General features: G+C 71.4%; 19 protein-coding genes. 8 read left to right on the top strand and 11 right to left on the bottom strand.

The features are described from left to right. Positions 1–42 precede the first annotated feature (42 nt). Positions 43–702: a TetR/AcrR family transcriptional regulator gene (locus FK530_RS04605; protein ID WP_146485803.1), complete on the top strand. Its 660-nt coding sequence runs from the start codon at positions 43–45 to the stop codon at positions 700–702. On the opposite strand, the gene nagB is transcribed toward FK530_RS04605, so the two are convergent. The 3 genes from nagB to FK530_RS04590 are packed head-to-tail and all read right to left on the bottom strand — an operon-like array spanning position 699 to position 2,634. Continuing rightward, positions 699–1,478 (bottom strand): glucosamine-6-phosphate deaminase, encoded by a 780-nt coding sequence (nagB, locus tag FK530_RS04600; RefSeq protein ID WP_146485802.1) that lies wholly within the window; start codon positions 1,476–1,478, stop codon positions 699–701. The genes FK530_RS04605 and nagB overlap by 4 nt on opposite strands. Before the next feature lie 53 nt (positions 1,479–1,531). After that, positions 1,532–2,044 carry a hypothetical protein gene (locus FK530_RS04595; RefSeq protein WP_146485801.1) on the bottom strand — a complete coding sequence of 171 codons (513 nt, stop codon included), beginning with the start codon at positions 2,042–2,044 and terminating at the stop codon, positions 1,532–1,534. Beyond that, on the bottom strand, positions 2,041–2,634 hold the full coding sequence (locus FK530_RS04590; protein ID WP_146485800.1) for a hypothetical protein: 594 nt from the start codon (positions 2,632–2,634) through the stop codon (positions 2,041–2,043). The genes FK530_RS04595 and FK530_RS04590 overlap by 4 nt, the downstream gene beginning before the upstream one ends. Before the next feature lie 95 nt (positions 2,635–2,729). Between FK530_RS04590 and FK530_RS04585 the strand changes: the two genes are divergently transcribed. Continuing rightward, complete coding sequence (locus FK530_RS04585) at positions 2,730–4,232, top strand: MFS transporter (protein ID WP_231706498.1); 1,503 nt, start codon at positions 2,730–2,732, stop codon at positions 4,230–4,232. On the opposite strand, the gene FK530_RS04580 is transcribed toward FK530_RS04585, so the two are convergent. From FK530_RS04580 to FK530_RS04565, 4 genes are read right to left on the bottom strand one after another with little or no spacing between them, the layout of a single operon-like run. Continuing rightward, the gene (locus FK530_RS04580) at positions 4,147–4,692 is read right to left on the bottom strand and encodes a type III secretion system chaperone family protein (protein ID WP_146485799.1); all 546 of its coding nucleotides are present in this window, start codon (positions 4,690–4,692) and stop codon (positions 4,147–4,149) included. The genes FK530_RS04585 and FK530_RS04580 overlap by 86 nt on opposite strands. Then, entirely contained in the window at positions 4,689–6,002 is a 1,314-nt protein-coding gene (gene mshA, locus FK530_RS04575) for a D-inositol-3-phosphate glycosyltransferase (protein WP_146485798.1), read from the bottom strand. The genes FK530_RS04580 and mshA overlap by 4 nt, the downstream gene beginning before the upstream one ends. A gap of 10 nt (positions 6,003–6,012) precedes the next feature. Next, entirely contained in the window at positions 6,013–6,867 is an 855-nt protein-coding gene (locus FK530_RS04570) for an alpha/beta fold hydrolase (RefSeq protein WP_146485797.1), read from the bottom strand. A gap of 16 nt (positions 6,868–6,883) precedes the next feature. Further along, positions 6,884–7,483, bottom strand: a complete 600-nt coding sequence (locus FK530_RS04565; RefSeq protein WP_146485796.1) for an SMI1/KNR4 family protein — start codon at positions 7,481–7,483, stop codon at positions 6,884–6,886. 175 nt (positions 7,484–7,658) lie between these two features. On the opposite strand from FK530_RS04565, the gene FK530_RS04560 reads away from it, so the two are divergent. Then, entirely contained in the window at positions 7,659–8,630 is a 972-nt protein-coding gene (locus FK530_RS04560; protein WP_146485795.1) for a pirin family protein, read from the top strand. A gap of 46 nt (positions 8,631–8,676) precedes the next feature. Here the strand turns inward: FK530_RS04560 and FK530_RS04555 are convergent, their stop codons facing one another. Both FK530_RS04555 and FK530_RS04550 read right to left on the bottom strand, forming a co-directional pair. Next, complete coding sequence (locus FK530_RS04555; RefSeq protein ID WP_146485794.1) at positions 8,677–9,489, bottom strand: hypothetical protein; 813 nt, start codon at positions 9,487–9,489, stop codon at positions 8,677–8,679. A gap of 78 nt (positions 9,490–9,567) precedes the next feature. Further along, positions 9,568–10,125, bottom strand: coding sequence for a PadR family transcriptional regulator (locus tag FK530_RS04550; RefSeq protein ID WP_146485793.1), 558 nt, complete (start codon positions 10,123–10,125; stop codon positions 9,568–9,570). Between the two features lie 69 nt (positions 10,126–10,194). Between FK530_RS04550 and FK530_RS04545 the strand changes: the two genes are divergently transcribed. The 5 genes from FK530_RS04545 (at position 10,195) to FK530_RS04525 (ending at position 14,020) form a co-directional block, all read left to right on the top strand. Beyond that, entirely contained in the window at positions 10,195–10,605 is a 411-nt protein-coding gene (locus tag FK530_RS04545) for a nuclear transport factor 2 family protein (protein WP_146485792.1), read from the top strand. A gap of 109 nt (positions 10,606–10,714) precedes the next feature. Beyond that, positions 10,715–11,611 (top strand): metal ABC transporter solute-binding protein, Zn/Mn family, encoded by an 897-nt coding sequence (locus tag FK530_RS04540; protein WP_146485791.1) that lies wholly within the window; start codon positions 10,715–10,717, stop codon positions 11,609–11,611. Further along, positions 11,608–12,360, top strand: a complete 753-nt coding sequence (locus tag FK530_RS04535; RefSeq protein ID WP_146485790.1) for a metal ABC transporter ATP-binding protein — start codon at positions 11,608–11,610, stop codon at positions 12,358–12,360. The genes FK530_RS04540 and FK530_RS04535 overlap by 4 nt, the downstream gene beginning before the upstream one ends. Beyond that, entirely contained in the window at positions 12,360–13,259 is a 900-nt protein-coding gene (locus FK530_RS04530; protein WP_146485789.1) for a metal ABC transporter permease, read from the top strand. The genes FK530_RS04535 and FK530_RS04530 overlap by 1 nt, the downstream gene beginning before the upstream one ends. Further along, a complete protein-coding gene (locus FK530_RS04525; RefSeq protein WP_146485788.1) occupies positions 13,256–14,020 on the top strand; it encodes a LamB/YcsF family protein in 765 nt (254 codons plus the stop codon). The genes FK530_RS04530 and FK530_RS04525 overlap by 4 nt, the downstream gene beginning before the upstream one ends. On the opposite strand, the gene FK530_RS04520 is transcribed toward FK530_RS04525, so the two are convergent. Next, on the bottom strand, positions 14,017–14,643 hold the full coding sequence (locus tag FK530_RS04520; RefSeq protein ID WP_146485787.1) for a TetR/AcrR family transcriptional regulator: 627 nt from the start codon (positions 14,641–14,643) through the stop codon (positions 14,017–14,019). The two genes, FK530_RS04525 and FK530_RS04520, sit on opposite strands and share 4 nt — an antisense overlap. Before the next feature lie 25 nt (positions 14,644–14,668). Further along, positions 14,669–15,634 (bottom strand): 23S rRNA (guanosine(2251)-2'-O)-methyltransferase RlmB, encoded by a 966-nt coding sequence (gene rlmB / locus FK530_RS04515; protein WP_146485786.1) that lies wholly within the window; start codon positions 15,632–15,634, stop codon positions 14,669–14,671. Positions 15,635–15,644: the final 10 nt, after the last annotated feature.

Below are 15,644 nucleotides of genomic sequence, written 5' to 3'. Positions count from 1 at the left end.
CAGTCATGAGCGTCCACAAGACCGTTCGGCCAGAATGTGGGGATGCGTCAGATCACGCCGCGCCGCGGCCGCCCGCCCAGCATCACGCGGGATCAGATCGTCGAGCGGGCCCTGGCCGTGCTCGACGAGGCCGGCGTCGACGGGCTGACGATGAAGTCACTCGCGGGAGATCTGGGCGTGACGACCATGGCCCTGTACCGGCACGTCGATGACAAGGAGACCCTGCTCGCGCTGGCGCTCGACGCCATCGCGGAGCCCTTCGCGGCGATCAGCTTCCCCGTGGAGCCGCGTGCGTGCATCCGGCTGGCGATGACCACGCTCTACGAGGCGCTCACGGCGCACCCGTGGGTGCCCGAGGCGCTCATCCGGCCGCAGCGGATCGGCCGCGGCGCGCTGCTGCTGACCGACGCCGTGATGGGCGCGGCGCACCGGATCACCGGGGACCGCGCCGCCGCACTCGCGGCCTATCGCGCACTGTGGAGCCTCACACTGGGCAGCGTGCTCTCCCACCTGCGGCAGCGCGCGGAGGGCACGCCGCTCACGCACGATCGCATGGACGAGATCGTCGGTGCCATGCCCGGCGATGCGGTCCCGAACCTGCGCGCGAGCGCCGAGCTGGACGCACGGCCGGCCACCGTCGACGATTTCACCGCGAGCCTCGCGGCGTTGATGACCGGACTGTTCGGGCCCGAGCAGTCCTAGAAGGGCTGGTTCGCCGGCTTGTTGGCGAGCACGTGCACGTAGTAGTCCTTGAGCCGCAGCCGCGACGCGGCGGCCTCGTCGATGACGACGGTGACGTGCGGATGGAACTGGAGCACCGATGCGGGGTTGATCGCGGCGACGGGCCCCTCGACGGTGGCGGCTATCGCCTCGGCCTTGCCCTCCCCCGTGGCGAGCAGCAGCAGGTGCCCGGCCTCGGAGATGGTGCCGAGGCCTTGCGTGAGCACGTGAATGGGCACCTCGTCGATGGACGCGAAGAACCGCGCGTTGTCCTCGCGGGTCTGCGTGGTGAGCGTCTTGATCCGGGTGCGCGAGGCCAGCGAGGAGACGGGCTCGTTGAAACCGATGTGGCCGTCCGTGCCGATGCCGAGCAGCTGCACGTCCACGCCGCCCGCGGCCTTGATCGCGTCCTCGTACCGCTGCGCCTCGGACGCGATGTCCGCGGCGGTGCCGTCGGGCCCCTCGACCTTGCCGTCCGGGATGTCGACGTGCGAGGTGAACTCCTTGCGGATCACCTCGCGATAGCTCTCGGGGTGCCCCTTCGGCAGGCCGACGTACTCGTCCAGGTTGAAGGAGACGCAGTCGGCGAAGCTGAGACCCTCGTCCCGGTGGCGGCGGATGAGCTCCTGATAGGTGGCGAGCGGGGTGGATCCGGTGGCCAGCCCGAGCACCGCGGGACCACGGCGCACGTGGTCTGCCACGATGTCGGCGGCGGTGACGGCGACGTCGGCGGGAGTCGGGCGGATCACGATTTCCATGGGGCCATCCTAAGGGGTGTGAGCTCCGGATACCCGCAGATCAGCCAAACTGGTCATAACCAACTTTCGGCGTCGCGCGCACGGCCCCGAAGGCCACCGATGAGCAGCACCAGCCCCGCGCCGCCGACCAGCAGCGCGAACCCGAAGGCCCCGAAGATGCCGCCGAGGAGCCGCGCCATATCGGGCCGCTTCCCGAGCACGACCTCCGAGTAGCCCGGCGTCGGCGGGCAGGTCGCGGTGACCCCGCCGGTTCCCGTGTCGAAGACCCGTAGCACCATCCGGTTCTCCACCGTGACACCCCCGGACACCTCACGCAGCGCGATCGGCGCACCGTCGGGCCCGGTCAGCGCGCACGACGGCGCGCCCTCCTTCGTCCGCGTCGCCGCGAGGACGGCGTACTCCGCACCGGCGGGCAGCTCCACGGCGTGCGGCGCGCCGTCGAGCGGGATCGAGTGCGCGTCGAGCCGGAACTGCGGCAGCGTGAACGTGAGCACCAGCAGGATCGGCACCACGACCGCCCCGAGGATCATCGCGGCGCCGGCGCGAATCTTCGTCGCGGGGCTCACCGACGGGACCGCCGGACGACGGTGACGACGATGCAGACGAGCCCGGCGAGGCCGAACAGCCCGGCGAGGCCGATCGCACCGAAGACACCGCCGATCATCGGGCCGATGCGCGGGGCCCTGCCGACCTCGACGTGCTGCAACGTTCCGTCCGGCGAGTCACAGGTGAGGACGAGCATTCCGGACCCGGTATCGAAGCGACGCAGCACCTTCCAGCCCGCGACGGTCGTGGTCCCGGACTGCGACCGGAGGTCGATCGCGCCACCCGCCCCGTCGGTCGCCCGGCAGGCCGGGTCGAACGCGCCCCACTCGGGCGAGTTGCTCGAGTACAGCGCGTAATCGGCGTGCGCGGGCAGCACGAGGCCGTGCGGCGCACCGTCGGCGGGGACGGACCGGCGGTCGAGATCCCACGCGGGAACGACCACGGTGAGCACGAGCGTCAGCGGCACCACGACCGCCAGGACCAGCAGTCCGGCGCCGACCCAGATCCCGGCACGGCCGGTCCGGGGTCGCGGCGCCACCGGCGGCGTTCCGGGAACGGGCCAGGGACGCGGCGCGCCGACGGGCGAAAAGCCCGAATCGCGGTGGTTCATGACCCCACATTAATGCACGTCACAGTACCCCCGCCGGAGGTGACGCACGCCGCAACCGGTTGCTTGAGTTGTATTCTGCAACTACCGTCTGCGGCATGACAGACATGCTCCGAAAGACCCGCGCCGGGGCCCCGTCGGACGGGATCCTCATCGCCGTCCTGTGCCTCGGCGGACTCCTCGCCTCCCTCATGCAGTCGCTGGTGGTACCGCTCGTCGGCCAGCTGCCGCACCTGCTCGACACCACGGCCGACAACGCCTCGTGGGTCATCACCTCGACGCTGCTCGCCTCGTCGGTCGCCATGCCCATCGCGGGCCGCCTCGGCGACATGTACGGCAAGCGCCTGATCCTGCTCACCAGCCTGCTGAGCCTCATCGCCGGCTCGCTCATCTGCGCGCTCTCGCACACGCTGCTGCTCACCGTCGTGGGCCGCTCGTTCCAGGGCTTCGCGATGGGCCTGGTTCCGGTGGGCATCTCGCTCATGCGCGACGAGCTGCACGCCCGGAAGATCCCCGGTGCGGTCGCGCTCATGTCGGCGATGCTCGGCGTGGGCGGCGCGATCGGTATCCCGTTCGGCGCCTATATCTCCGAGCACTTCGACTACCACACGCTGTTCTGGTTCTCGCTCGCGCTCGGCGTGATCACCCTCGGGCTGGTGTACGTGGTGGTCCCCGAATCGCCCAACCTCAACCCCGGGAAGTTCGACGTGGTCGGCACCGTCGGCCTCAGCGTGGGCCTGGTCTCCGTGCTGCTCTCGATCACCAAGGGGCAGAGCTGGGGTTGGACGTCCGCGGCCACGATCGGCTGCGCCATCGGCGGAGCCGGCGTGCTCGTTCTGTGGGGATGGTGGGAGCTGCGCACCCAGGAATCCTTGGTGGACCTGCGGATCTCGGCGCGCCGCCCGATCCTGCTGACCAACCTCGCGTCGATCATGGTCGGCTTCGCGATGTTCTCGCTCATGCTGACGATGCCGCAGCTGCTGCAGATCCCCGAGGCCACGGGCTACGGGCTCGGCCTGACGATGCTGAACGCGGGCCTGTGGATGGTGCCGGGCGGACTCGTGATGATGGCGCTGTCCCCCGTCTCCGCGCTACTGACCAAGCGGATCGGCGCGCGGCTGACGCTCGCGATCGGCGCCGCCATGTCGGCGATCGGCTACTTCTCCCTGCTCGGCCTGACGGACGCCACGTGGAAGATGTCGCTCGGCTCGATGATCGTCTTCGGCGGTGTGGGCGTGGCCTATTCGGCGATGCCCGCCCTCATCATGGGCAACGTCCCGGAGACCGAGTCGGCCGCCGCGAACGGCCTCAACTCGCTCATGCGGTCGATGGGCACCGCGGTCGCCTCCGCCGTGATGGCGACCGTCCTCACCCGCTCCACGATCACCCTGGGCGCCGGCACGCCGCGCGCGGTAGAGCTGCCCGCCGAGTCGGCGTTCACCACCTCGTTCGTGATCGCGGGCGTCGTCGCCGCCGTCGCCGCCGTGGTCGCGCTGGCGATCCCGCGGAACTCCGCTACTGCTTCTTCCGAGGCTTCCGCTCCGGCAACGGATTCGGCTCGAACTGAGGAAACCCCTCCAACATGTGCTCGAACGGCTTGAGATTCCACAGCGGTTCGCCGCGAGAGATACGCCAGTCGTACTCGCGGCGGATCGCGGTGGAGAAGCCGAGCTCGAGCAGGGTGTTGAAGTCGCCGTCGGCGGCCTCGAGGATCTGACCGAGGACGCGATCGAGCTCGTCCTCGGTCACCTCGGCGAATCGTCCGGTGAGGTAGATGTCGCCCGCGTTGTCCAGGGTGTACGACACCCCGTAGAGCCGCCGGTTCCGTTGCAGCAGATAGCGGTACACGCCCTCGAAGTTCTCGTCGACGTGCCTGCAGACGAAGGCCTCCACCCGCGCGCCGTGCACGCCCAGCGTGAGCAGCGTCGTGGTCTTGAGCTTCTTCACCCCCGGCAACTCGATGATGTAGTTCGCCACGTCGCTGCCCGAGGCCTCGCGGCGGACGTAGTCCAACTCGCGATCGTCCAGCGCAGCCTCGATCTGCTCCGGCGTCAACGTCATATCCGCACTCCCGTCCTGCGGCGGCGCCGGCGCACGGTCTGCGCCGCGGCCCGCCGCGCCTCGATCGCCCGTCCGTAACTGTCGAGCAGCCCGTCGGCCGTACGCGCCCACGAGAACTGCTGCGCGTGCGCCGCGGCACCGTCGGAAAGCCTGTGCCGCAGTTCCGCATCCGCCGTGAGTTCGTCGAGCACCGCGGTCCAGACCTGCGGCTCGTGCCCGTCCACCAGGCGACCCGAGACACCGTCGGCGACGGCGACCGGCAGGCCACCGACCTTCGCGGCCACGACGGGCGTGCCGCAGGCCTGCGCCTCCACGGCGACGAGGCCGAAGGACTCGGAGTAACTGGGGACGACGACCACGTCGGAGGCGCGGTAGACCTCGGCGAGGCCCGCGGGCGGGCGCGGCGGCCCGAAGGTGACCGCGTGCTCGATGCCGAGTTCGCGGGCCAGCGCGATCAGCGCGTCGGGCCGCTCCAGGCCCGTCCCCGACGGTCCGCCGATCACCAGCAGTCGGATGCGGCGCTCGGGGTGCGCCGTGATCAGCGGCGCGGCGGCGCGGAGCAGCAGGTCGGGCGCCTTGTGCGGCTGGATCCGGCCCACGAAGGTGAGCACGATCTCGTCGGGTGCGATGCCGAGCTCACGACGAGCGGCCGAGCCGTCGCCGGGGGCGTAGGTGTTCAGGTCGGCGCCCGGGTAGACGACGTCGATGCGGTCGGGCGACACGTCGTGGATCCGAGCGAGCTGGCCGGCTTCGACCTCGGTGTTGACGATGAGCCGGTCGGCCTCGTCGGAGACCTGCTGCTCGCCGATGAGGCGGGCCTGGGGCTCCGCGGTGTCGCCGATGGCGAGGGCGTCGTTCTTCACGGCGGCGAGGGTGTGCGCCGTGTGCACCAGCGGCACGCCCCAGCGGTCGCGGGCGAGCCAGCCGACCTGGCCGGACAGCCAGTAGTGCGAGTGGATGAGGTCGAAGTAGCCGGGCTCCTCGCGGGCCTCGGCGCGCTGCACTCCGGCCGCGAACGCGCACAGCTGCGCCGGCAGGTCCGTCTTGTCCAGGCCCTCGAAGGGCCCCGCGACGATGTTGCGTACCCGGATGCCCGGCGCGGCCTCGACGATCGGCTGGTCCGAGGAGGCGGTGGCGCGGGTGAAGATCTCGACCTCGATCCCGCGCTTCGCGAGCTCGAGGGACGTCTGCCAGATGTAGACGTTCATGCCGCCCGCGTCGCCGGTGCCCGGCTGGGCCAGCGGCGACGTGTGCACCGACAGCACCGCGATCCGGCGCGGCACGGGGGCCGCGAGCTTCCCAGTAGGCACGCCGTCCAGCTTAACCCCGCAGATCGAGGAGCTCGCGGGCACTGCGGGCGGGGTCCACGACGAAAGGCGCGTGGCCGCCGCCGTCCCACCAGGACAGCGTCGCGTTCGGCAGGATCCGCGCGTGGTGCTCCGCGGTCGACGGCGCCACCACCTCGTCGTCCTTTCCGTGCTGGACCAGCACCGGGAACGTCCAGCGCGCCAGGTCCGCGTCGTGGTCGACGGTGCGCCGGAACAGCCCGCCGCGCACCGCGGGGGGCGTGGAGAGCGCGATGCCGAACTGCTGCTGGGCGACCGGACCCAGCGCCTCCTGGTCGAAGCCGTGCGGCAGCATGCGCAGCTTCGCCAGCGCGGTGATGGCCTTGCCGGGGTGCGCGGACAGCGCGGCCGGCAGCGCGGCGTTCATGGACTCGCCGGTGACGCCGCCGGGGAACGGGCCGGACTCCTTGGAGCCGCCGATGGACGTGATCGCGCCGATGAGGCCGACGGCGCGGACCCCCTCGATGCCGTGGGTCGCGAGGTGGTCGGCGATGATCAGGCCGCCGTAGGACCAGCCGACCAGGATGACGTCGGTCAGGCCCAGGTCGCGGCGGACGACGGCGAGGTCGTCGGCGAAGCGCTCCGTCGAATAGGGGTGGTCGGAGTCGGGGACCGAGCTGCGCCCGTGGCCGCGGTTGTCCACCGCCACCACCCGGTGCCCGGCGGCCGTCAGCTCGCCGATGAACGGCGCGCCCCACGAGTCCGAACTCGCGGACCAGCCGTGGACCAGCAGGAACGCCGGCTTCGCCGGATCGGCCCCCTCCGCGTAGTCGACGTAGAAGATCTCCGTGCCGTCGTACGAGACGGCCAAGCCCACTGATCGAGTCACGAGTTCGAGGGTAGCGTCACGCCTCCCGCGTCAACGCGAGTCGGGCGCGCAGGAACTCGCGGATGCTCCCGTAGCGCTCGATACCTTCGCCACTGATACCGACGACGGTGCCGCCCTCCCAGCCCGGGCCGCTGGTCGCGACGACGTACACCGCACCAGACGCGTTGTCGTCGGAGACGAGGGGGATGCAGTCGGCCCGGTCGACGGGGCTGTGTTCCAGCGGTCCCTCGTGGGATTCGTACCACTCATCGATGTACTCCCGCGCGATTCCCCAGACCGTTGCGGGATATCCCTCGGGGATCCCCGCGACGCCCGCGGTGCCGACTCCGCCCGTACCGAGCAGCACCTCTCCGAAGAGATAGTCGGGGAAGCCGTTGGCGACGGAGAGGAGTGCCGCGTACTCCGCGGGATACGAACGCCCGAGGGCCCTTTCCGCTTCGGCGATCTCCGACTCCGTCGCAGGAGGCAAGGGCACGGCGCGCGCGACGATGTCGCCATCGTCCTGGTACTGCAGATGGACGTCGAGCGACTCACCCTCTTCTTCCGCCGTACGCGCCCGCTCGTACGCCAGAGCTTCGATCAGCTCCCGCAGTTCCTCCACCACAACTGATTCCACCACGCCATCCTCTGTTCGACCTCTAATTCGACCTACAGTAGCGGCGACCTTCGGTCCGCGTGGCGATCCCGTCTCGTCAAATCGAATCGTGGGCGGAGTTGCGTTCCAGGAATTAATCGGACTGCAGTCCGGTTGATGGTAGTGTCAGCGTCACCAGCCACCCGAGGAGGACGACATGCCCGCCGTCACCGCAGACACCCTGACCCTGCCCCGCATCGCCGCGGCGGCACCGTCGGACACGGAGCGCCCCGTCCGGCGGATCACCACCGGCCCCCGCGGCCACGAGGGCGAGGGTTTTCCCGTCGTCCGCGCCTTCGCCGGGGTGCACCCGCGCGACCTCGACCCGTTCATCCACATGGACCAGATGGGCGAGGTCGAGTACGAGCCCGGCGAGCCCAAGGGCACGAACTGGCACCCGCACCGCGGCTTCGAGACCGTGACCTACATGATCGACGGCCTGTTCCAGCACCAGGACAGCCACGGCGGCGGCGGACTGATCCAGGACGGCGCCACCCAGTGGATGACCGCCGGCTCCGGCATCCTGCACATCGAGACCCCGCCGGCCGAGCTCGTCGAATCCGGCGGCACTTTCCACGGCATCCAGCTGTGGGTGAACCTGCCCGCCGCGGAGAAGTTCACGACGCCCGCCTACCAGAACCTCGAGGGCGGCGAGACCACCCTCGTGACGACACCGGACGGCGGCGCGCTGATCCGCATCGTCGCGGGCGAGGTCGACGGCCACGCCGGCCCCGGCTCCACCCGGACGCCGATCAACTTCGTGCACGCGACCATCGCTCCCGGCGCCGAGGCCTCGCTGCCCTGGAACCGCGACTTCAATGCGCTCGTCTACGTGCTCAGCGGACGCGGCACCGTCGGGCCGGCGAATCATCCGATCCACCAGGGCCAGCTCGCACAGCTCGGCCCGGGCGACCGGATCACCGTCGCGGCCGACGCATCGCAGGACTCGCACCGCCCCGCGATGGAGGTGCTGATCCTGGGCGGGCGCCCGATCCGCGAGACCGTCGTGCAGTACGGCCCGTTCGTGATGAACACCAAGGCCGAACTGATCCAGGCGCTCGAGGACTACAACGCCGGGAAGTTCGGCGTGATCCCGCCCGACGCGCTGATGCCGCACGTCGTGCGCTGACCCGCGTTCCGGACGTCGAGCGGCGTCAGGCACGGCGCCGCGCCCGTCAGCGGATGGTCAGGTTCCGGATGCAGTAGCCGTTGGGCCCCTGGTCGAGGGTGAAGTTGGCGGCCTTCCGGATGCCCGACGTGGTCGCGACCTGCGCGGTCACCGAGGTCACGGTGGCCGACTCGGTCCGGACCACCCGGGGCGCCCCGACCTGGTTCGCCTCGAATCCGGTGACCTCGGAGAGGTCCGGCGTCCCGCTGCGCACCTGGCACAGCAGCGGGTAGTCCGCCTCGACGTCGGCGGCGTCGACGGGCTTTCCGACATGCCGGCCCAGGTAGCGCACGACGGCGTACCGCGCCTTCTCCAGCGGCACGGTGCCGCCGGTGGCGTAGACGTCGGGGCAGCCGTACGCCGAAGCGACCTCGCTCGGGCGCAGCTGGACGGTCGTGGTCGCGCTCTTCCAGGTCGGCCCGAATTGGCCCAGCACACCGGGCTTCGACACGGCCTCGGTGATCTTCGCGGCGTCGCCGTACATCTCCGCGATGACGCTCGGCGGCTGGGTCCAGCACTTCGACGTGAGCGCGCCGAGGTCCTTGGCGGTGACGTCGGCGAGCCAGGGCCGCAACGCCTTCGCGGCGCCGGCGCTGCCCGGCACCTCGCCGATCGCCCGCGCTGCGGCCGACGCGCTCGAGCCGCCCGTCGCGGGCGGGGCGTTCACCGCCGAGGACGCGGCCGGCGCCGCCGTGACCGTCTCCGTCGTCGTGGTCGCGCCCCCGCCCCCGCAGGCCGAGACGGCGAGGAGCGCGCACAGCGCGGCCCCACCTCCGGCCGTCGCGACGATGGGCGCGCGTCGTCCCCGGTCCTCCTGCATGACGAGCCCCTCCCCTAGAAGCTTGTCGCAGTGTGACACACCCCGGGCGGTTCGACGCCGGAATAGCGGAACCGCGCGTCAGTCGATCCTCGCGTCCAGGACGGGCAGGGCGAGATCGCACCAGTCGACGTTCTCCCGCTCGAAGCGCAGGCCGCGGAGCAGGGTGAGGTACGGCCCGCCCAGATGCCGGTCGGCGAGGAGCTCGTCGCGGCTGCGCCCGCCCAGCCAGGTCCGCTCGATGCGCTCGTAGTAGGCGAGCTTCGCGGCCGAGGTCGCGCGGTGCGCGCGCACGGCCCCGGCGACCGCTGCCGGATCCCCGACCTCGACGGCCTGCACCATCACCATCAGCTCGTCGCGGATCGCCGTCGCGCGCGGCGCGGCCGCGGTGAACGCGGCGAGCTCAGCGCACCCGGCATCGGTGAGCCGGAAGACGCGCTTGGTGGGCCGCTTCTCCTGTTCGACGGTCCGCGCGGCGATCGCACCGTCGGACTCCATGCGGTCCAGCTCGCGGTAGAGCTGCTGCGGCGTGGCCACCCAGAAGTTGGCGCGGGCGCCGTCGAACTCCTTGGAGAGGTCGTAGCCCGAGGCCTCCCCGAGCACGAGGAGCGTCGATTCGATCGCGTGCCGCAGCGCCATGCCTTCCATTCTATTCAATTAGTTGCCTATACTCGTGCTACCTACTCAACAAATTTACTAGGAGTTGTCATGCGTGAGTTCCGTGCCGCCGTCGAAGCCCGCGACGCCGACGCCTTCGACGGCCTGCTCGCCGACGACGTGACCTTCACCAGCCCCGTCGCCTTCAAGCCCTACGAGGGCCGGCACATCACCGCCGCGATCCTGCGCGGCGTGCTGCGCGTGTTCGAGGACTTCCGCTACGTGCGCGAGATCAACGACGGCGACGACCACGCCCTGGTCTTCGAGGCGGCAGTGGACGGCAAGAAGATCACCGGCTGCGACTTCATTCACGTGAACGCCCAGGGCAAGATCGACGACTTCATGGTCATGGTGCGCCCGCTCTCCGCCGCCCAGGCGCTCTCCGCGGCCATGGGCGCGCAGTTCGGCGCCATCGCCGAGGAGGCGACCGCCGCCGCGCAGGCCGAGAGCGCCGGGGCTTGACGCCGACCCGAATGCGCCAATACATGCGCATTCACCTATTCGACAGTGGTAGGACGACGCCGCTACTCTAAATGACAACGATTCCCATTGCTGTCAGAGGAGCTCGACCGTGCGCCACCCCCATCGCCTCGCCCGGGTCGTCGGCGCCGTCGCCGTCGCGGCCCTCGCCCTCACCGCGTGCGGGACGGACTCCTCGGGCTCGGGCGACGGCAAGCCCGCCGTCGTGGCGTCCACCGACGTCTACGGCGCGATCGCGAAGGCCGTCGCGGGCGGCGACGCCGACGTGACCTCCCTGTTCGCGAACCCCACCGGCGACCCGCACGAGTTCGAGCCCTCCGCGCAGGACACCCTCAAGGTGAAGAAGGCCGCGGTGCTCGTCTACAACGGCGGCCACTACGACGCCTACATGGAGAAGGCCGCCGAGGGCGCCGCCGCGGCCAAGGTCGACGCGGTCGCCCAGCAGGCACCCCAGGGCGAGAACGAGCACGTCTTCTACGACCTGCCCACCATGCAGAAGGTCGCGACCGCCGTCGCGAAGGCGCTGTCCGACAAGGACGGCGCGCACCGCGAGGGCTACGAGAACCGCGCGAAGGAGTTCGGGACGAAGCTCGACGGCGTCATCGCGCAGGCGCGCGCCATCGGCCACGCGAACCCGGGCGTGAAGATCGCCGCCACCGAACCCGTCGCCGGGTACCTGCTTTCGCTGGCGGGCCTGAACGACGTCGCGCCGGCCCGCTACACGGCGGCCATCGAGTCGGGCACCGACCCCGCCCCTGCCGACATCGCCGCCGCGAACGCGCTGGTCAGCGGCAAGCAGGTGCGCGCCGTCGTGCTCAACTCTCAGACCGAGAGCCCCGTCACCGCCGCACTGGCGAAGACGGCCGAGACCGCCGGCGTGCCCGTCGTGAAGGTCACCGAGTCGCTGCCCGCGGGCGTCGACGACTACGTCGCGTGGCAGGCCGGCAACGTCAAGGCGCTGTCCGACGCACTCGCGCCGCGCCCGTGAGCGCACCGTCGGACCCGGTGATCCGCCTGCGGGACGCCGGGTTGAGCTACGGCGACCGCACCCTCTGGGACGGGCTCGACCTCGACATCGCGCCCGGCGAGTTCGTCGCGGTTCTCGGCCCCAACGGCGCCGGCAAGACCTCGCTGCTGCGCATCCTGCTCGGCCAGAGCCACCTGACCGCCGGAACCGTGCAGGTGACCGGCCGGATCGGGTACATCCCCCAGCAGCGCGCGCTCGACGGTGCCGTGCCCCTACGCGGGCGCGACCTGGTCGGCCTCGGCTTCGACGGCGCCGCCTGGGGCCTCGGCCTGCGGAACCGCGGTGCCCGACGGTCCGCCGTCGACGCGGCGCTGCGGCAGGTGGACGCGGAGGCCTTCGCCGACGCCCCCATCGGCTCCCTCTCCGGCGGTGAGCAGCAGCGGCTACGCGTCGCGCAGGCCCTGGCCTCGGACCCGACGATCCTGCTCTGCGACGAGCCCCTGCTCTCGCTGGACCCGGGCAATCAGCAGCTCGCGGTCTCGCTGATCGAGCGCCGGCGGCGCGAGCACGACACCGCCGTGCTGTTCGTCACCCACGAGATCAACCCCGTGCTCCCCTACTGCGACCGCGTGCTCTACCTGGTCGACGGGCGGTTCGAGGTGGGCCCCACGGCCGAGGTGATGACCTCGGAGCGGCTGTCCCGGCTGTACCGCACCCCCGTCGACGTGCTGCACGTGCGCGACCGGCTCGTCGTGGTGGGAGGCGAATGATGGACCGGCTCGAGAACCTGACGAACTTCTCCCTCACCTGGGAACTGCTGCAGCAGCCCTTCGTGCAGCAGGCGCTGCTCGCCGCGGCGCTGCTCGGCGTGCTCGCCGGGGTGATGGGTCCTCTCATCGTCTCGCGGCAGATGGCCTTCAGCGTGCACGGCACCTCGGAGCTGTCGCTGACCGGCGCCGCCTTCGCGCTGCTCATGGGGTGGAGCGTCGGCTCGGGCGCGCTGCTCGGCGCGCTGGTCGCGGGCCTGCTCTTCGGCCTGCTCGGCGTCTACGCCCGCGAACGCGATTCCGTGATCGGGGTCATCATGGCCTTCGGCCTGGGCCTGTCGGTGCTCTTCCTCGCCCTGCACGAGGGCCGGCAGGGCACCGCGTTCGCACTGCTCACGGGGCAGATCGTGGCTGTCGGGATGAGCGGCGTGACGCTCATGGCGATCACCACCGTCGTGGTGCTGCTGATCCTCGCGTTCATCTACCGCCCGCTGCTGTTCCTCTCCACGGATCCGGACGTCGCCGCCGCGCACGGCGTGCCAGTGAAGACGCTGTCGGTGGTGTTCGCGATGCTCGTGGGCGCCGCGGCCGCGCAGGGCGTGCAGATCGTCGGGGCGCTGCTGGTCATGTCGCTGCTGATCACACCGGCGGCCGCCGCGGCCCGGGTCACCAGTTCCCCCGGCAAGGCGACGCTGCTGTCGCTGATCTTCGCGCTGGTCTCCGCGGTCGGCGGCATCATCCTGTCGCTCGCGCCCGCGCTGCCGGTCTCCGTCTTCGTCACGTCGATCTCGTTCCTCATCTACATGGTCTGCCGCCTGCTCGGGCAGCGCGGCCGCCGCGGCACCGTCGCACCGGTCGAGGAGCCGCACGACTGCCGGCACGCGCTACCGTCGAGGTCGTGAGAATCGACCTCAACGCCGACTGCGGCGAGTCCTTCGGCGCCTGGCGCCTCGGCGACGATGCGGCACTGCTCGACGTGGTGACCTCGGCGAACGTGGCGTGCGGCTTCCACGCCGGCGACCCGACGACGCTGCGGGAGACCTGCGCGGCGGCCGTGGACCGCGGCGTCGCGATCGGCGCGCAGGTCGGCTACGCGGACTTGCGCGGCTTCGGCCGGCGCTCGATCGACGTGCCGGCGGCGGACCTCACCGCCGACGTGATCTACCAGATCGGCGCGCTGCAGGCGATCGCGCGGAGCGTCGGCGGCACCGTCGACTACGTGAAACCGCACGGCGCCCTTTACAACCGGATCGTCGCTGATTCCGTGCAGGCGGAGGCGGTCGTCGAGGGCGTGTTCGCCGCCGCGCCGGACCTGCCGGTCCTCGGACTCCCCGGCTCCGCGTTCCTCCGCCTCGCCGCCCAGCGCGGGCTGCGGGCGGTGCGCGAGGCCTTCGCCGACCGCGCCTACCTGCCCGACGGTGCGCTCGTCCCGCGCTCGCGCGAGGGCGCGGTGCTGCACGACCCCGATGAGATCGCCGCCCGCGTCCTGCGGATGGTCGGCGACGGCACGGTCGAGGCGATCGACGGTACGGAGGTGGCGCTCGAACCGGATTCGGTGTGCGTGCACGGCGACAACCCGGCGGCGGTCGCGGTGGCGCTGCGCCTGCGCACGGTGCTCGACGGTGCCGGCGTCACCGTGGCGCGGTTCGCCGCCCCGGCCTAATCGGTCCGCGGCTCGTCGACGAACCGGTCCGGCGCGGTGGCGATCAGGCGCACGCAGTGGTCGACGAGTTGCTGGCGCGTGACGTCGAGCCTGCCCGCGATGTACTCGGTGAACAGCGTGGTCAGCGCTCCGACCAGGCCCGTCGCGACCAGGCGCCGGGTCGTCCCGTCGACGACGCCCGGCATGGCGGCGGCGACCACGTCGAAGAACGCGGGCATGCTGCCGAGTCCACGCTCGGCCAGCACGGACTCCCGGTAGGGGGCGAGCAGCAGGATCCGCCCGACGTCGGGCCGGTCGATCACGAACTCGACGAACGCGACGACTGCGGCCTCCGCCACGGCGACGGCCGTCACCGGCTCCTCAGCGGCGGCCGCGGCGTCGTAGGCCCGCCGCACGCCCTGTACGAGGACGTCCTGGGTGCGGCCGGCGATGTCGTCGTAGACGGCGTGCGCGAAGCCGTCACGCGTGCCGAAAGCCTCGTAGAAGTACCGCTCCGTGATGCCGGTCGAGCGGCAGACGGCGCGGACGCCGAGCGCCCCCGCCTCCGGACCACCGAGGAGCGCGATCCCGGCGTCGAGCATCTGCCGGCGCCGCGACTCCTGGCGTTCCTCGAGCGAGGTCATCCATACAGGCTAACGCAGATGATCTTTACTGACGGCGCTGTCGTGCGAACTCGGCCAGGACCACGCCCGCAGCGACCGAGGCGTTGAGCGACTCGACCGACGAGGCGATGGGGATCGAGAGGATCGAGTCGCAGTTCTCGCGGACCAGTCGCGACAGGCCCTTGCCCTCGGACCCGACGACCACGACGACGCCGGTATCGGCGCGGTAGTCGTCGAGGTCCACGTCGCCGCCCGCATCGAGGCCCACGACCTGCAGGCCGGCGGCCGCGTAGTCGGCGAGCGCGCGATTGAGATTCGGCGCTTGCGCGACGGGAAGGCGGGCCGCGGCCCCGGCGGAGGTGCGCCAGGTGACGGCGGTGACCGCGGCGGACCGTCGGCCCGGGATGACCACGCCGTGACCGCCGAACGCGGCCGTCGACCGGATCACGGCACCCAGGTTGCGGGGGTCGGTGATGTTGTCCAACGCGACGATGAGCGGAGCCTCGCCGCGGTCCTGCGCCCGGGCGAGCAGGTCGTCCGGGTGCGCGTAGTTGTACGGCGGGATCTGCAGGGCGATGCCCTGGTGCAAGCCGTTGTCGCTCAGCCGGTCGAGCTCGCCGCGCTGCACCTCGAGGATCGCGATGCCGGTGTCGGCCGCGATCTGCACGGACTCGGTGAGCCGCTCGTCGTTCTGCGAGCCGATCGCGACGTAGAGGGCGGTCGCCGGGACGCCTGCGCGGAGGCACTCGACGACCGGGTTGCGGCCGAGGACGTACTCGGGCCCGTCGTCGGCGGCGCGGCCGGCGACCTTCGGCCGGCGCTGGGGCGTGGTCGCCGCCTTCGCCGCGGCCCGCGCCTTCTTGTGCGCGGGGTGGTACGGGCGGTCCTTCGCGGCCGGCGTCGCGCCGCGCCCCTCGAGCCCGCGGCGACGCACGCCGCCCGACCCCTGGACCTGCCCCTTCTTGGTGCCCGCCTTGCGGACCGCGCCGCGGCGCTGCGAATTGCCTGCCATCAGTCCGCCT

The organism is Tsukamurella conjunctivitidis (assembly GCF_007858475.1).
In the GTDB taxonomy this organism is placed as follows: domain Bacteria; phylum Actinomycetota; class Actinomycetes; order Mycobacteriales; family Mycobacteriaceae; genus Tsukamurella; species Tsukamurella conjunctivitidis.
The sequence above is the reverse complement of the archived record's forward strand: the minus strand, read 5'-3'. Positions and strand labels throughout refer to the sequence as shown.

Bases quoted from the DNA above. Each gene is read 5' to 3' on its own strand.
- FK530_RS04605 (WP_146485803.1), top strand. From the start codon at position 43: ATGCGTCAGATCACGCCGCGCCGCGGCCGCCCGCCCAGCATCACGCGG.
- nagB (WP_146485802.1), bottom strand. From the start codon at position 1,478: ATGGAAATCGTGATCCGCCCGACTCCCGCCGACGTCGCCGTCACCGCC.
- FK530_RS04590 (WP_146485800.1), bottom strand. From the start codon at position 2,634: ATGAACCACCGCGATTCGGGCTTTTCGCCCGTCGGCGCGCCGCGTCCC.
- FK530_RS04585 (WP_231706498.1), top strand. From the start codon at position 2,730: ATGACAGACATGCTCCGAAAGACCCGCGCCGGGGCCCCGTCGGACGGG.
- FK530_RS04580 (WP_146485799.1), bottom strand. From the start codon at position 4,692: ATGACGTTGACGCCGGAGCAGATCGAGGCTGCGCTGGACGATCGCGAG.
- FK530_RS04560 (WP_146485795.1), top strand. From the start codon at position 7,659: ATGCCCGCCGTCACCGCAGACACCCTGACCCTGCCCCGCATCGCCGCG.
- FK530_RS04555 (WP_146485794.1), bottom strand. From the start codon at position 9,489: ATGCAGGAGGACCGGGGACGACGCGCGCCCATCGTCGCGACGGCCGGA.
- FK530_RS04550 (WP_146485793.1), bottom strand. From the start codon at position 10,125: ATGGCGCTGCGGCACGCGATCGAATCGACGCTCCTCGTGCTCGGGGAG.
- FK530_RS04545 (WP_146485792.1), top strand. From the start codon at position 10,195: ATGCGTGAGTTCCGTGCCGCCGTCGAAGCCCGCGACGCCGACGCCTTC.
- FK530_RS04530 (WP_146485789.1), top strand. From the start codon at position 12,360: ATGGACCGGCTCGAGAACCTGACGAACTTCTCCCTCACCTGGGAACTG.
- FK530_RS04520 (WP_146485787.1), bottom strand. From the start codon at position 14,643: ATGACCTCGCTCGAGGAACGCCAGGAGTCGCGGCGCCGGCAGATGCTC.
- rlmB (WP_146485786.1), bottom strand. From the start codon at position 15,634: ATGGCAGGCAATTCGCAGCGCCGCGGCGCGGTCCGCAAGGCGGGCACC.